The following is a 14,047-nucleotide window of genomic DNA, read 5'->3' as shown; positions in this document are numbered from 1 at the left end:
TGCTGATGTAATTGGCGTCAGACCCCGTCCCGATCCGCTCGGCTCTCAAATCAGCGATACTGTTCAGCGCAAACCCCAAAGGAGGCGCGTTATGGACTATTTCTGCGGACTGGACATATCCATCGACACCACGGCGGTCTGTGTCGTGGACGACAAAGGCACAGTTGTGCTGCAAACCTCGGTCGCCACCGATCCCGAAACCCTGTGGCGAACGCTCAAACCGTACTTGCCCAAACTCAAACGCGTAGGACATGAAGCCGGTGCCCTGTCGCCCTGGCTGCAGCCGGAACTGGTGGCGCGGGGTTTGCCCGCCATCTGCCTGGAGACCCATCATGTGCGCTCCGCTCTGAAGGCCCAGCGCAATAAAACCGATGCCACCGACGCGCTGGGCCTGGCCCATATCGTACGCACCGGTTGGTACAAGACCGCCTACATCAAGAGCGAGGCCTGCTACCGGGTACGTTTGCTTCTGATCCAGCGCCGCAACCTCAAGCGCAAGTTTCTCGACCTCGAAAACACCATCCGGCACTCGCTCAAGGCCTTCGGAATCCGTCTGGGAGACACCAGCCGGGGCCGCTTCGACGCCGCCGTGCGCGAGGCCGTCAAAGCCGACGAAATGACGTCCGAACTCATGGATTCTATGCTGACGGCACGCGCGGCACTCTGGAAGGAATATACCCGGCTGCATGCGCTGGTGGTGCGCTTCACGGCTCAGCAGGAGGTGTGCCGACGGTTTATGGAAATCCCCGGCGTGGGGCCTGTCGCCGCCCTGACTGTGCTGACCGCTATCGACGATCCGGAGCGCTTTCGACGTTCGCGCGACGTGGCCGCCTACTTCGGTCTGACCTCGAAACGATGGCAGTCAGGCACCTCGATTGATGTTCATGGGCGCATCTCCAAGGCCGGCGATCCTGATGCCCGGCGAGCGTTGTATGAGGCGGCCAATGTCCTGCTGACCCGCTACCGAGGGCAGGACAAGGTCAAGACCTGGGGCCAGGCCATCGCCAAACGACGGTGCCACCAGAAGGCCTGCGTGGCGGTGGCGCGCAAGCTGGCTGTCATCATGCACGCGCTCTGGTGCGATGGCACGTTCTACAACGGCAATCCCGCCGAACCGGCGTCGGAACGTGTCGAAAAAGCCCTGGCCAAGCGCCGCAAACACTTGGGTGCCCATGCCTGAACCAACCTGATTGTCCAACTTAACCCCTTGATCGAGATCCGCTGAGAGGCGGAAAAACGGATGCAGACCCTGAGCGACGGAACGTACGATATCTTGCCTGTGGCCCGTTCGGGACCACGCTTGAGTGCATGTAATGATACTCCGTTAGTCCGATATGCAGTTGTGCCGCGATCCGGTCCGGCCCGCCCACAGACGACCTTCGTCCCGGGCCTCCACGACCGCCGCAGAGCACGGAATAGTGCACGGCGCATCACGTTTAAACCCCGGACCTGGAACCTCGATCCCGGTGCCTGCGACCTGACAAAACCGCCCACGTCTGATAAAAGGAACTCGCCATGACGACGTCAAAATCCACGACCCCTCGCACAGATAACAGCCCGACCAAACGGCCGTCCGGGCAAGCGAAAGTGCGTGAAGGTGGCATTATACCGCCAATTAATAGCGCAAGATAAAAGCAATGCCTCCAAGTGAGGTCTAAGTGTTTGTCTGCACATCGGTAAATCGGGAGACTCGTGATTGCGCCATGAGGCTGTTTGGGTTTAAGTGCCTGAATTTACGCACTTAAACATGCCTCCATTGATTTTGCCGTGGGGAGGCAGGATAAAAAGGCGGAGAGGCTCCGGGGCTTAATCTTGTGTGATAGTCTATATTTTACAGATAGTTATGCGGAGCCGACGAGAGGTGCGCGTAGCACGTGGTGAGGCGCAAACTCGGTACCCCGTTGTACTGTATCGCTAATTTGTGAGGTTTGCGGGATTTAAGCGCTTTTTAGCGACGGCGGCGACGGTGTCCTGCAAGAGCTTTACGCGCTCGGCGAGCCAGTCGAGTTCTTCGCCGGTGACGGTGTAGTCGGCCGAGTGTCGGGCCTCGACATAGGCATGTGGCGGTAACCGTGACAGCAGAAAGCCGCCCCTGCCGATGGTTGGATCGGCAGGGGCGGCCATTTTATCAGAACACATCGTAAAAGACGTCGATGATACGGCCGGTGCGCAGATCGACCAGAACGATGTCGCTGCCGACGAAATAGTATTCGCAGCCATAGGGCTTGGGCGGCAGGAAATAGAAATCCGGGTCATAGACGCGATAGCTGTAGAAGTAGCGCGGCAGGTAGTCGCCATAGTCGTAGCGATAGCCGTAATACGCGCTCGGCACGCGGTAATAGCCGTAACGCGGGGCGAAATAGAAGCCTATGCGCACCCCTGTGTAGGAACGGAAATCGCGATGCGTGCGCCAGTTATAGGCGTGGCGCGACGACCAGCCGTTGCGGTCAGAGTCATGACCGTCCCAGCCGCCATTATAGCGGCTGTCATTATTGCGGCCCCGGTTGTCCCAGCCGCCACGGTCACGGTCATTGCGGTCATTACGGCCCCAATCGCGCTCATTACGATCATTGCGACCCGAGTTTCCGTCGCGATTGTCCCAGCCGCCCCGGTTTTCGTTACCGCGATTGCCGGTCCAGCCGCCGGGCGTGGTGTCGCGCCCGCCGTTCCAGCGCCCGTCATTGCCGGGCCGGGTTTCCGGACGCGTCTCTGGCCTGGTCTCAGGTCGCGTCTCAGGGCGGCTGTCATTACGGTCGGGGCGACCTTGCCAGCCGCCGGTATTGCCACCCGTATTGGCACCGGGGGTACGATCCGGGCGTCCGGCCGTATTGTCCTGACCCGGCTGACGGTTCCAGCCGCTGCCCGTATTGGTGTTGCGCGGGGTGTCACCGCGGTTCCAGCCACCGGCATTGCTGCCGCCATTGTCGCCGCGAGTGTCGTTACCGCCGCGCGGGCCGCGTTCGCCACCCCGGTCGCCTCCCCGATCACCCCCTCGGTCACCGCGTTCTGCACGCGGTTCGCTCACCTGCGGACGCGGCTGCGGCGCCGGCGGGGCCTCGCTGCGCTGATCCGGCTGGCGCTGCAGAAATGCCGTCGTACCGGCGTAAGCGGTGCCGGAAGTCAGAGGCAATGACGTAAAGGCGATGACCGCGCTCAGGGCTGTGGCGCTCAGTCTCAGGGATTTGGACGACCGGTGGGTCATGGTTTCCTCGATGGCGGCGATTTTTTGCCACCCTACGCATGGACGGAGACGCTTTTCTCCGATTGCTTTCACTATGCGCCGGTCTGGCTGAACTGAAACTGAACGAAACCGCGCAGGTATCGGTCAGTTGGCCCCGCTGACAGCGCCAAGCTGAGTCAGCCGCTTCATTGATTCTAAATTCAGATGTTAACGCTCCGTTCGGAGTGGAGGTTTGTAATTATACGGAAATTTATAAAATTTTATCAATTTAAACTCAAATATTTTGAAATAAGTAATAATAATTACTTTAATCGTTAACATAATAATTAATGTTAATTCAAATTTTACATAAAAAATTCACAGTAAATATCAGTGTTAACTTTAATTTCACTTGGCGGTGGAAAACTCAGCTTATCGACCACATGATTTCGGGGGCCGCGCAAAAGGCGCGGAGACGAAGATGACGAACGAGACCCTGCCTCTGCCGACACCGGATATGAACGGTGATGACCTGTTCAAGCTCGGCATGATGTATTCCACCGGTCAGAACGGTGCGCCCGTGGACCTGATTTCGGCGCACATGATGTTCAACCTCGCTTCGATGCGCGGTTCGATGGAAGCGACGCTTTACCGCCGCGAGCTGTCGAAGGAAATGGAACGCGAAGACGTCGCCGAAGCCCAAAAGGCGGCCCGCCGCTGGCTGGATCAGGGCCACACCCGCTACGCGGCCTAGAGCCTTCGTCGGCTCAGTTGAGCCGCCGAATGGCTCTAGATTTTTGTGTGATCGCGCAATTTTTCCGAAAAGTGGTATCCACTTTTTCGGATTGCGCTCTAATTCTGGCTGTAGAGCAGCCAGTTCATGATCCCTGCCGGGACAATATTGTTGATGTTCTGTTCGACCCACACGCCGGCCTTGGCGATACGGGTTTTCGGCACAAAAACGATGTCGTGACGGCGAAGTGCGACGGCCATTGAGGCCTTGCCATTCAGCGGGCTTTTGAGGTCGATCAGCCTTTGCATGATCGTCCCGTCCAGACCGCGACGCAGGATCAGCACCTGTTGCGACTTGGCGGCATTGGTAAAGCCGCCCGCCGCCAGCGCGGCCGACAGGGCGTCAAAATCGCCCGGCATTTCGACCCAGCCCGGATTGCGCACCTCGCCACCGACCAGCACGCGCGTATTGCCCGTATCGCCGGGGAAGACCGTCACTTCGGGATGGCGCAGATAGGGCCGGTACAGTTCGGTAATTTCCGTTTGTAAGTCCGGCACACTTTTATAGGCGGCCATGACCTGCCCGACGAGGGGCAGGGTGATACGGCCATCCTGACCGACCTGCGTCGTCCGACTGAGTTCCGGCGCACCCGGTACCTGAATCTCCAGCTTGTCCGCCGGATAGAACAGATAGGGCGGGTCTTCGTCCGTCCATTGCGAAAAGCGTATGGGGGTCGCTTCGGGGGCGCGCGCCGCCTGTGCCGCAGGGGCCGCCATCAGGGCGCTGAGGCCCATTCCGGTCAGTCCCAACATCAAGGCGCGTTTGCTGAGCATGGCGGCGTCCACAAAATTCAGTCCGTCTTAACCTTCGTTTAAAATGGGTAACGGTTGGTTAATGCCTCGGATAGAAACTCCCCACAGATAGATCGGAGGCGCAGCGTCCGAATCGTGTTTTTTCCTGGCATACAAAGAACCAGGTGATGTGAAGGGGTTTAGGGCTGAATGCGCGCGCAGGGCGTTTACAGCGAAGAGATGGACACCACAGGTAGCGAGCGCCGGGGTGCCCGCGCGCCCGTGCGGCGGCGCTACGCCTACGATGTCGATGACATGCTACGCCTTCTGCTGCGCGAATGGTGGCTGATGCTGCTGGTCTTTGCCATCATCTTTGGTGTCGGCGCCGGTTTTGCCATGACCCTGAAAAAGAGCTACACGGCCGATGCGTCGCTGCTGATGCAACTGGGGCAGGACTACGTTTATGTGCCTGCGGCCGGGGATGCGGCGCGCGGGGCCATCGCCACCATCGACGAGGTGGTGCAGTCGGAAGTCGAAATCCTCAACTCCGCCGAACTGAAGCACCGTGTCATCGAAAAGCTGGGCTACCACGCCATCGATCCGAGCTTCCCCAAGACCTTTGCGCCGCGCAACGAAACCGAACGCGCGCAGGCTGATACGCGGGCAATGAAGACGCTGAGCGGCCTGAAGACTGAAACCGCGCCTCAAAGCAATATCGTGCGCCTCAGCTTCACGCACAAGGACCCGCTGGCCGCCGCCCTGATCCTTAATACCTTTATCGACCTCTATCAGAGTTATCGCCATGAAGTGTTCATGGACGTCACCGCGCCCTTGCTGGAAAACCAGAAGGCGGCCTTTGACCGGCGTCTGCGTCAGGCGGATCAGACCTACGAAGACTTCCTGCTGCGTAATGGGGTGGGCGATTTTCAGGCGGCCAAGGCGACCTACACCAAGCTCTATGACACGGTGATGTCGGAAATCTATGTGGCCGATGCGGGTCTGGCCACGGCGCGGGCACGTCTGTCGGCCATTGCGGCGCGTCTGGGGCAGCAGGCCCCGGAAATGAGCACTGAGCGGCAACTGGACCTCAGCGTACCGTCGAAGATTTTGGCTCTGAAGCAGCAGCGTGCCGAGCTTCTGACGCGCTATACGCCCGCCGCCCCGGCGGTGCGCGACCTCGATGAACAGATCCGGGCGCTGGAGACGATGCAGGCGTCCGGGCGTGCCATCGGTGAGAAGGAACACCGCATCGGCGTTAATCCGGTCTATCAGCAACTCCTGACCGACAAGCTGACGCTGGAAGCGGAGATCGCCGCGACCTCTGGCCGCCGCACCCAGCTTCAGGCGCAGGCCGATCAGGTGACGCAAAAGCTTCAGTCGCTGGTCGGCATGGAGGCCGAATACAACAGTCTGGCGACCGAACGGAACGCCTTGCAGACCAATATCGCCACCTTTACCCAGCGGATTCAGGAAACCCAGGCTGCGCGCGAAATCGCCGAAAAGGCGCAGGACACGGTGCGTGTCGTCAACCGCGCCCGGCCGCCGGACAAGGCTAAGAGCCTGCAAAAGCCGGTCTTCATTCTGGCCTTCCTGTTCGGGGGCTTCACGGCCCTGTGTGCCGGGCTGGCGCGTGTCTTCCTGCGCAAGGGCTTCCTGAGCGCCGACATGGCTTCAAAGACGCTGGGCCTGCCGGTGCTGGCACAAGCCAAAGCCAAATAAAACCCGCACTAAACAGGGCTTTGTCAGAAAAGGGTCGCGTTCAACCCATAGGTTTCTGATCCAAAACGGCTTATGGTATCAGCAGACGCCTAAAGGCGCGATTCGCACACATTGCATATTGAGTTCTATGGTCGATCTGACGCGGGAAATGGCCGATCTGATGGCGGCGCTCAGGGGTGGTTCGCAGGCCGCCGAGAGCGGCCGTGGGCGCGCTCTCCTGTTCGTGTCGGCCTGTGGCGGGGAAGGCGTCTCGACCGTGGCGCGCGAATATGCGCGTTGCGAAGCGGCCTTTGCCAAGCGCCCGGTGTGGCTGGTCGATGCCGACCTGCGCCAGCAGACACAGCTTGAGTCCGTGCTGGACGAACCCGCCCGTTTCGGCCCGCCGGGGCCGGTATCCTCGGCCTCTCCTGATGGCTCGGTCTTCTTTGCCCTGTCGCCCAAGGCGCTGGACCCGCAGGGACAGCCTGTGCCCGATAGCCATTACCTGATCGCACGGCCTTTTCTGGACAAGCGGATGTGGGTGACACGCCTGCGCGACCACCTGCTGCTGCCGGGGCAGAAGGCGCGTTTGTTTGAGCAATCCTCCTACTGGCAGGCGCTGCGCACCCACGCTCAGGCCATCGTGGTTGATGCCCCGGCCTTTGACCGTTCGGATGCCGTGCTAAAACTGGCCCCGCTGATGGACGGGGTGGTGCTGGTGGTCAGCGAAGGCGAGGGCGAAATTGACGCCCGCGTGGCGCTGAAAACCGAGATCGAGCAAGTGGGCGGCCGTCTGCTGGGCATGGTCTATAACAAGAGCCGCACCGCCGCCTCGCCGGCGAGGCGCAAAGTCGCGCGCGGCTGATGGTCAGCGATATCCTCCGTGGCATCCGGGAGGACTGGGACGGGCAGTGGCTGTCTTTCGGTCTGGCGGTGTTTATCCTGTTCATGTTTTCGCAGGGCTGGGTGTCGCCCATCTTCGGCTATTCGACCGAACAGTCGCCCATGGCCGGAGCCATTATCCGCAACATCTACTACCCGGTTTACCTGTGTGCGCTGGCGCTTCTGGTCCTGACGTGGAAGTCGGTGCTGGCGGGCGTGATCCGCACGCCGCTGCTGGTCACCCTGATCCTGCTGTGCGCGGCGTCCTACCTGTGGTCGATTGACCCGTCGGCCACGCTGCGTCGCTTTGTGGCCTTCGCCATGACCTGTCTGGCCGGCTATGTCATCGCCGCGCGCTTTTCGTGGAGCAAGCTGATCGAGGTGATCGCGGTCACCTATCTGATCCTGATTGCCGGGTCGTTTGTCATGGCCATTGTGTTTCCGGACAAGGGACGCATGACCGAGCTGTTCGTCGGGGCGTGGCGCGGGGTCTTTGCCGAAAAGAACAATCTGGGGGCCGTAATGGATGTCGGCTTCCTGGCCTGTCTGGCGGCCGGGATTCAGGTGCCCAAACGCCGCTGGCTATGGTTCGCTGCGGCAGGTGGGGCGGCGTTTCTGGTGCTGATGTCTACCTCCAAGACCTCGTTGCTGGCGCTCATTCTGGGGGCCGGGATGATGGCCTTTGTCTGGCTGTCGCGGCGCGGGCCGCTTCTGGGGGTGTTCCTGACCTGGGTGGCGGTGTGTGTGCTGCTGGCGGTGGGCAGCTTTGTTATTCTGATGCCGGACCAGTTGTTTCACCTGCTGGGTAAGGATGCGACCCTGACCGGGCGCACCAATATCTGGGCCGGGATCGACTTCGTGATGCACAAACAGCCGGTCACCGGTTACGGCTATGGCGTCGTGTGGTCCACCGAAGGGGAGTGGACGCCGCTGCGCTGGATCACCGAGGTGGCGGGTTTCCGCGCCTATCACGCCCATTCGTGCTGGTACGAGGTGTGGCTGGCGCTGGGCTATGTCGGGCTGACTGTGTGGGCGCTGGTGTTTATTGAGACGTGGCTGAAGGCCTTTTATCGCACCTATCGCGGCGACGGAGGTTATTTCGCCCTGCCGTTTATCACCGTCTATTCACTGATGAGCCTGACCGAGAGCATCGCTATCGGCTGGAACGACATCCGCTGGTGTCTGATCGTGCTGATCGTCGTGAAGCTGGCTCTGCCGGGCGATGCGCCGGTGATTGCGGCCCCGGTTGCGCCTGTGCGGCCAAGACGCGGGCTGTACGATTAAGATCTCCACACATCACAAACCGGGTGTCTTTGTGTGGTTTCCAAAACTGAGCACCAACCCAAAGGATGCCTCCGTGGAACGCCTTAACCGCCCGCGCGGCGGGTGCCTTCGGCGTAGGTGACGACCTCAAAGCCGAGCGTCTGTGCGGAGGTGGCCAGCGTTTCCAGAGTCTCCGGCGTGCAGCCCCAAGGCGACGGATTTTCACGCACATCGTGGGTATAGAGGACCAGCCAGCTTTGCGGCGTTTTGAGCGCCTGCGCCATCCACTCCAGCGCCAGCCGCTCACCGGCGTCCCCTTCGATGCCGATGGCGGGGGCCTGATTGAGGTCGCTGCCGGAGCGGATCAGGCCGTGGTGCAGGGCGCGCGAGGAGCGATAACGGTCGCCCAGCACCGCCTTGGCCTGTGGTGACACATCGCCATAGGGATAGGCAAAGGTGGTTGAAGTGGGCACGCCAAGCGATTGAATAAGCTTTTGATTTTCGTCCACGCTTAACGCAATGTCAGCCCCCTTCGCCTGACCGCAGTCGATGTGCATCAGGGTGTGGCAGGCGATCTCATGGCCGCGCGCATTCAGGGCGGCGATCTGGGCGGCGGTGGCGTAGGGGCCGAAATGGCTGTCCTGCCCCATCAGGCCGGCGGAGATGAAGTAGGTGGCGCGATAGCCGTGGCGTTCCAGTATGCCCGCCCCGGCTATGGCCGCCGACTGCGGGGCATCATCAAACGAAAAGGTCAGCAGCGGTTTCGTCAGCCCTTTCAACTGCGCCGGCTTGCGGAACAGCAGCTTCGAGGCGCGGCGGCGCAGCTTGCCATACAGCGAACGATCGGCGGCATAGGCTTCGGCATAGCTCATCAGACGACCTCAGAATAAAGGGCAGCGCGGTACAGGCGCAGGCCAAAGGCGCGGGCCTTCAGCGGCAGGGCTTCGCTACGTATCACACCGCGCAAAGTGGCGCGCAGGGCCCCGCGTAAAGGCAGCTTGCGGATCAGGCGCGCTGCGCGGTAGCTGGCATAGGTGGCGACGACCTGCGGGTGTTTGTCAACGACGCGGGCGAAGTTGCCGACCGATTGTTCGTATTTTCGCATCAGCGTCTCCGCCGTGTCGAGCCCCAGATGGGTGGCGGGGTTGTCGATGTGCTGCACGCCAAACTGTTGCGCCACGCGCATGGCCCATTCGACGTCCTCCCAGCCCCAGCCGGTGAAGCGGTTGTCGAAATCCTGCGCCGCAAAGACGTCGCGGCGGATCAGCAGGTTGGAGGTGAAGACGTATTTTTCCGGCATCAGGGCGCGGGTCGCCGCATCGAGGCAGTCGCTTTTGGCCGCCATCATGCGGTGGATAGCAAAGCGTTTGTCCATCGGGGCCTGAAGCAGCGAAAAGCCGCCAAACACCACGGCAGGATTGTCGTCCATCACCTCAAGCCAGCGCGTCAGGAAGTCCGGCGCATCGGGCAGCATGTCGGAATCGAGGCACAGGAAATAGTCGCCGCGCGCCGCCTGCGTCAGGCGGTTGCGCCCGCGGGCCCGGCCTTCATTGTGCGTCAGGCTGAGGAAGGTGACGGGCAGGACGATTTCATCAATCGTTGACATCACCTCCTGCGTCAACTCGGCCTGCCCGGACCCGTCATCGAGCAGAACGATCTCCACCCCCGGCGTCGGCGTCAGGGCGCGCAGCAGGGTGGCCGGGCTTTCCTTATAGAAGGGGATCAGCACCGACAGGCGCGGCGGCGAGGCGGCTTCAAAAGCGGCATTGGTGACGACGGTAGCGGTCATGCGACTGACCCTAACCCAAAGCGTTTAAGGAAGCGTTGGCTGTGGGCGCGGACATTGTTGAGGTTCAGGGCCAGAGCCAGCACGGCATAGACCACGACGCCGGTTACGCCTTTCAACACCAGTTCCCCTATCCCGCCAAAGGCCGGGATCAGTCGCACGCACAGGACCATCACCGCGGTGGCGGCGGCGGTCAGCATCAGGTCACGCCACGGCACGGGCAGGGCGATGGCGCGGTGTCCCAGAACCCACGAGCCGATCAGCCCGATGCCAAAGCTCAAAGCCGTCGCCAGACCGGCCCCCCACAGGCCATAGAGCGGGATCAGCCACAGGTTCAGCCCGACATTGGCGATGGCGGGAATGGCCATGGCCACGGTCAAAAGTTTCGTCTTCTTCGACAGGGTAAAGGCCTGAAGGAAATAATAGGTGTTAAAGCCCGACAGCAGGGCACCGACGCTGATCAGGGCGGTGACGCTGAGGGCCTGTTCGCGCAGCCCTTCGCCAATCAACAGTTGAGCCAGCGGGGCTTCGACGGCGATCAGCCCGCCGACCGCCGGAAACAGAACCAGCGCCATGACGCGGAACTGATCACGGGCGTGGGCTTTCAGGGCGTCGGGACCGCCGCTTTCCAGCGCGTGGACCAGCGCCGGGCCACCGGCCGCGCCAAACCACAAAAACAGCACGTCGAGGATGCGCGAGGCGAGGCTATAGCCCGCGTGATAGGCCCCGGCCTCGGCTTCGGACAGGAACCCGGCGATCAGAAACCGGTCCACCGTATAGAGCGCCAGGGTGAGGATCAGGCTGGCCGAGACGGGGAGGCCGTAATGGGCATACTGCCGGGCGCGGGCGGCATCGAAGTGCCCCTTGCGCGCGCGACCCCAGTCTTCGCGGGCGACAAACGGCAGACAGGCGGCCGCCACGATCCCGGCGGCCAGCAGCGGCGCGCCGCCGCCTAAACCGGCCCAAGCCAGCAGCGCGCCCAGACCAAACCCACCGGCGGTCTGGATCATATCCAGAGTCGAGGCGGTGCCGACGCGCCCTTCGGAGCGGCGTTGTTCCTGCACCATCTTGATCAGGCTGCGGAAGACGACGACGCCCAGCCCGCAGCCGATGGCCAGCTTGAGCGCCTGCGTGTGCGCGTCCGGCGCGGGCCACAGCCACAGACCGGCGGCGCAGACGACCGCAAACACCACGCTTACCCCCGCAAACAGGCGGTAAAGCGTGCCATAGAGTGCCGGGGCTTCGGAGTTTTCGCGCGATTCCGACGGATAGAAGCGCGCCATGGCCGCTTCGATCCACGTAAAGCACAGGGTCTGGGCCAGACTCGATACGCCAAAGGCCAGCGCGTAGCGGCCATAGTCATCGGGCGACAGAAGGCGCGTAAAGGTGATCAGGGTGGCAAACCCGATCAGCCCCTGCAACACATTGGCGGGAAGGTATCCCCACAGGCCTTTCCAGAACATCGGCCTTACCGGACGGCGTGGCGGTCGCCAAGGATGCAGGGCACCGTCATGGCCATGATGTACAGGTCGAACCAGAAGGACTGGCGTTCGATATAGTCGATATCCAGTTGCACGCGGCGGCGCACGTCTTCGGCGTTTTCCAGCGCGCCGCGCGAGCCCTTGATGGCGGCCCAGCCGGTCATGCCAGGTTTTATGCGGTGTCGCCAGGCGTATTCCGCCACCAGCTTAGCCGAATCGGCGTCGCCGGTCTTCATGCCGATGGCGTGCGGGCGCGGCCCGACCAGTGACATATCGCCCCGCAAAACGTTGAACAGTTGCGGCAGCTCATCGAGGCTGGTCTTGCGGATAAAGCGCCCGACGCGGGTAACGCGGTCGTCGTCGCGTGACACCTGACGCGCGGCGGTCGGGTCAGCGGCTTCGGTGCGCATGGAGCGGAACTTCCATACATTGATGACTTCGTTGTTCATGCCGTGGCGGCGCTGACGGAAGAAGACGGGGCCGGGGCTGTCCAGCTTGATCAGCACGGCGACCACCACCATCACCGGGGTGAATATCAGCAGCGCCAGGGTGCCGATCACGACGTCCTGAAGCCGTTTGTGCAGGGTGCGGTGGGCGTCAGACGGCCCGACGCCGTTGGTGCTCAGGCTTTGTTCCGCCAGACGGTCCAGAGCGGTTTTGCGTCCGGCCTCGCTATCGACATCGACCAGCAGCGACACGGCATTGGGCAAGAGGCTCAGGCGACGGATCAGGCCTTCGACGCGGGCGCGCGCCGACGGATCGACAGCGACGACCACTCGATCGACAAAAGGCGTAATCTTGTGCGACAAAAGCGCTTCGGTATCGCCCAGTACCGGCACGCCGCAGACGTCTCCGGGGGCACGCGACAGGCGGTCGTCGAAAATGCCCAGAATATTGACGTCGCGCCGTTCCAGCGCCGCTTCGATGAGGATTTTGGCGTCGCGCGTGGCGCCGACAATGACGATATTGGGCGTCAATAAGCCTTTGCGCCGCCAGCGGGCCACCAGCCCAAATGACGCGCCGTGCAGCGCCCACAGACCCAGCCACACCCCAACGGCCCACAGACCAAAGACAGAGATCAGCAGATCGGCCCGACCGCTGAGGCCCGCCGTCCCAAAGCCGGCGATCAGGCTGAGCGTCACGGCGGCCAGCACGCGCAGCAGGTGCCCGCTCAGGCGCTCCTGACGACGATAGACGTAGAGATCGAAGCTCTTGAGGCTCCAGCACAGGCTGACGGCGGCGACCAGCAGCGGCAGTATGTCGGCGGCCAGCGCCCCTTGCCAGCCCTGCGATGACAGGCCCTGCGCCACAAACAGGCTGAGGCCCGCGATCAGCAGCAGGTCGCTGAAACGGAAGAGGTAGGCATAGGCCTCATTGGCGCGGCGCTCACGCAGCGGCACCAGACGCTCAGGGCGAAACGGCCCGCGACGATGATCCGCCGGGGCTTCGGCTGTGCGGCCCTGGCTCAAACCCTGAACGCGCAAGGCCTTCTCGCCCGTCACCCGGTCAGGGGCGGCGGGGGGCATAAGCGTTTCGGCGGGGGTGCCTGTGCGTGCGTCTGTCATGACCGGTTTGGGGTGTCCGTTGGGGATCATCTGAGGCGGTTTCGCCGACACCCTGCCACACGGCGTTTAGATAACCGTTAACGCAAGCCCTTTTTCCATAAGGCAAATCGTGATTTTCGCCCCACGCGACGATGTTCACACTTTTCCGGAGTGGGGCTTGGATTGCCCGTTGCCATTTGGGACAAGTCAGGCTAAGTGAACCCTTAGTGCGGAGACGTGGCCGAGAGGCTGAAGGCACTCGTTTGCTAAATGAGCGTACCCCTAAAAGGGTACCATGGGTTCGAATCCCATCGTCTCCGCCATTCGCTCTCATAAAATGTTGTATTTGCTGATAATTTTTCTCGCAAAGCCTATGCGACCCCAGCATTCACCCCAGCGGTTTGCGCGGATATGGGTGGATTTCGCCGGACGTATTTGAAGCATGCTGTAGTTTTTAGGTAACACCTCAGGTCTGAACCTTACCACGTTAGTCTTCCTTGTCCGGCAATTCAGATATGGTTGGAAGGTAGCGGCAGTGGCCGCTGATGCTACGAGAGGTTCCTTATCCTCGCGGGCCGGTGTGCATGGGTTCTAGGCCGTAGACTCATAACGCTTTGATCCAGATGCGAGAGGCTACAATCTTGACAGCGGCAAGGAAGTTAAGGGGATTTTTGTCGTATCGTGTGGCAATTCCCCTGAACTGCTTGAG

11 protein-coding genes, 1 tRNA gene and 2 pseudogenes are annotated in these 14,047 nt (G+C 61.6%); 6 read left to right on the top strand and 8 right to left on the bottom strand.

The window, feature by feature from the left end; all coding sequences use genetic code 11:
* Positions 1-91: 91 nt before the first annotated feature.
* Positions 92-1,111: pseudogene (locus Q0072_RS00530) on the top strand (IS110 family transposase); the annotation flags it as partial.
* A gap of 803 nt (positions 1,112-1,914) precedes the next feature.
* On the opposite strand, the gene Q0072_RS00525 reads toward Q0072_RS00530, so the two are convergent.
* Complete coding sequence (locus Q0072_RS00525) at positions 1,915-2,124, bottom strand: hypothetical protein (protein WP_298324216.1); 210 nt, start codon at positions 2,122-2,124, stop codon at positions 1,915-1,917.
* A 4-nt stretch (positions 2,125-2,128) separates the two neighbouring features.
* Positions 2,129-3,202, bottom strand: a complete 1,074-nt coding sequence (locus Q0072_RS00520; RefSeq protein WP_298324214.1) for an RcnB family protein — start codon at positions 3,200-3,202, stop codon at positions 2,129-2,131.
* A gap of 439 nt (positions 3,203-3,641) precedes the next feature.
* Between Q0072_RS00520 and Q0072_RS00515 the strand changes: the two genes are divergently transcribed.
* A complete protein-coding gene (locus Q0072_RS00515; protein ID WP_013480619.1) occupies positions 3,642-3,914 on the top strand; it encodes a hypothetical protein in 273 nt (90 codons plus the stop codon).
* A 98-nt stretch (positions 3,915-4,012) separates the two neighbouring features.
* Here the strand turns inward: Q0072_RS00515 and Q0072_RS00510 are convergent, their stop codons facing one another.
* Positions 4,013-4,726: a polysaccharide biosynthesis/export family protein gene (locus Q0072_RS00510; protein WP_298324207.1), complete on the bottom strand. Its 714-nt coding sequence runs from the start codon at positions 4,724-4,726 to the stop codon at positions 4,013-4,015.
* A gap of 168 nt (positions 4,727-4,894) precedes the next feature.
* On the opposite strand from Q0072_RS00510, the gene Q0072_RS00505 reads away from it, so the two are divergent.
* From Q0072_RS00505 to Q0072_RS00495, 3 genes are all read left to right on the top strand, one after another.
* Entirely contained in the window at positions 4,895-6,403 is a 1,509-nt protein-coding gene (locus tag Q0072_RS00505) for a Wzz/FepE/Etk N-terminal domain-containing protein (protein ID WP_298324204.1), read from the top strand.
* Between the two features lie 127 nt (positions 6,404-6,530).
* Complete coding sequence (locus tag Q0072_RS00500) at positions 6,531-7,247, top strand: transcriptional regulator (protein WP_298324202.1); 717 nt, start codon at positions 6,531-6,533, stop codon at positions 7,245-7,247.
* Positions 7,247-8,548 (top strand): O-antigen ligase, encoded by a 1,302-nt coding sequence (locus Q0072_RS00495; RefSeq protein ID WP_298324200.1) that lies wholly within the window; start codon positions 7,247-7,249, stop codon positions 8,546-8,548. Before Q0072_RS00500 ends, Q0072_RS00495 begins: the two co-directional genes overlap by 1 nt.
* 83 nt (positions 8,549-8,631) lie before the next feature.
* Here Q0072_RS00495 and Q0072_RS00490 read toward each other — a convergent pair whose 3' ends face one another.
* From Q0072_RS00490 to Q0072_RS00475, 4 genes are read right to left on the bottom strand one after another with little or no spacing between them, the layout of a single operon-like run.
* On the bottom strand, positions 8,632-9,399 hold the full coding sequence (locus tag Q0072_RS00490; protein ID WP_298324197.1) for a polysaccharide deacetylase family protein: 768 nt from the start codon (positions 9,397-9,399) through the stop codon (positions 8,632-8,634).
* Positions 9,399-10,316, bottom strand: a complete 918-nt coding sequence (locus Q0072_RS00485; RefSeq protein ID WP_298324195.1) for a glycosyltransferase family 2 protein — start codon at positions 10,314-10,316, stop codon at positions 9,399-9,401. The genes Q0072_RS00490 and Q0072_RS00485 overlap by 1 nt, the downstream gene beginning before the upstream one ends.
* A complete protein-coding gene (locus tag Q0072_RS00480) occupies positions 10,313-11,776 on the bottom strand; it encodes a lipopolysaccharide biosynthesis protein (RefSeq protein WP_298324192.1) in 1,464 nt (487 codons plus the stop codon). The genes Q0072_RS00485 and Q0072_RS00480 overlap by 4 nt, the downstream gene beginning before the upstream one ends.
* Positions 11,777-11,781: 5 nt before the next feature.
* A complete protein-coding gene (locus tag Q0072_RS00475) occupies positions 11,782-13,389 on the bottom strand; it encodes an exopolysaccharide biosynthesis polyprenyl glycosylphosphotransferase (protein WP_298324190.1) in 1,608 nt (535 codons plus the stop codon).
* 180 nt (positions 13,390-13,569) lie between these two features.
* On the opposite strand from Q0072_RS00475, the gene Q0072_RS00470 reads away from it, so the two are divergent.
* Positions 13,570-13,661, top strand: a tRNA-Ser gene (locus Q0072_RS00470).
* A gap of 281 nt (positions 13,662-13,942) precedes the next feature.
* Here the strand turns inward: Q0072_RS00470 and Q0072_RS00465 are convergent.
* Positions 13,943-14,047: pseudogene (locus tag Q0072_RS00465) on the bottom strand (IS5/IS1182 family transposase); the annotation flags it as partial.

Source organism: Asticcacaulis sp. (genome assembly GCF_027484505.1).
Lineage (GTDB): Bacteria > Pseudomonadota > Alphaproteobacteria > Caulobacterales > Caulobacteraceae > Asticcacaulis.
The sequence above is the reverse complement of the archived record's forward strand: the minus strand, read 5'-3'. Positions and strand labels throughout refer to the sequence as shown.

Excerpts from the sequence above, each read along its gene's own strand:
- Q0072_RS00510 (WP_298324207.1), bottom strand. The coding sequence starts at position 4,726 with ATGCTCAGCAAACGCGCCTTGATGTTGGGACTGACCGGAATGGGCCTC.
- Q0072_RS00480 (WP_298324192.1), bottom strand. The coding sequence starts at position 11,776 with ATGTTCTGGAAAGGCCTGTGGGGATACCTTCCCGCCAATGTGTTGCAG.
- Q0072_RS00500 (WP_298324202.1), top strand. The coding sequence starts at position 6,531 with ATGGTCGATCTGACGCGGGAAATGGCCGATCTGATGGCGGCGCTCAGG.
- Q0072_RS00485 (WP_298324195.1), bottom strand. The coding sequence starts at position 10,316 with ATGACCGCTACCGTCGTCACCAATGCCGCTTTTGAAGCCGCCTCGCCG.
- Q0072_RS00490 (WP_298324197.1), bottom strand. The coding sequence starts at position 9,399 with ATGAGCTATGCCGAAGCCTATGCCGCCGATCGTTCGCTGTATGGCAAG.
- Q0072_RS00525 (WP_298324216.1), bottom strand. The coding sequence starts at position 2,124 with ATGGCCGCCCCTGCCGATCCAACCATCGGCAGGGGCGGCTTTCTGCTG.
- Q0072_RS00505 (WP_298324204.1), top strand. The coding sequence starts at position 4,895 with ATGCGCGCGCAGGGCGTTTACAGCGAAGAGATGGACACCACAGGTAGC.
- Q0072_RS00475 (WP_298324190.1), bottom strand. The coding sequence starts at position 13,389 with ATGATCCCCAACGGACACCCCAAACCGGTCATGACAGACGCACGCACA.
- Q0072_RS00520 (WP_298324214.1), bottom strand. The coding sequence starts at position 3,202 with ATGACCCACCGGTCGTCCAAATCCCTGAGACTGAGCGCCACAGCCCTG.
- Q0072_RS00495 (WP_298324200.1), top strand. The coding sequence starts at position 7,247 with ATGGTCAGCGATATCCTCCGTGGCATCCGGGAGGACTGGGACGGGCAG.
- Q0072_RS00515 (WP_013480619.1), top strand. The coding sequence starts at position 3,642 with ATGACGAACGAGACCCTGCCTCTGCCGACACCGGATATGAACGGTGAT.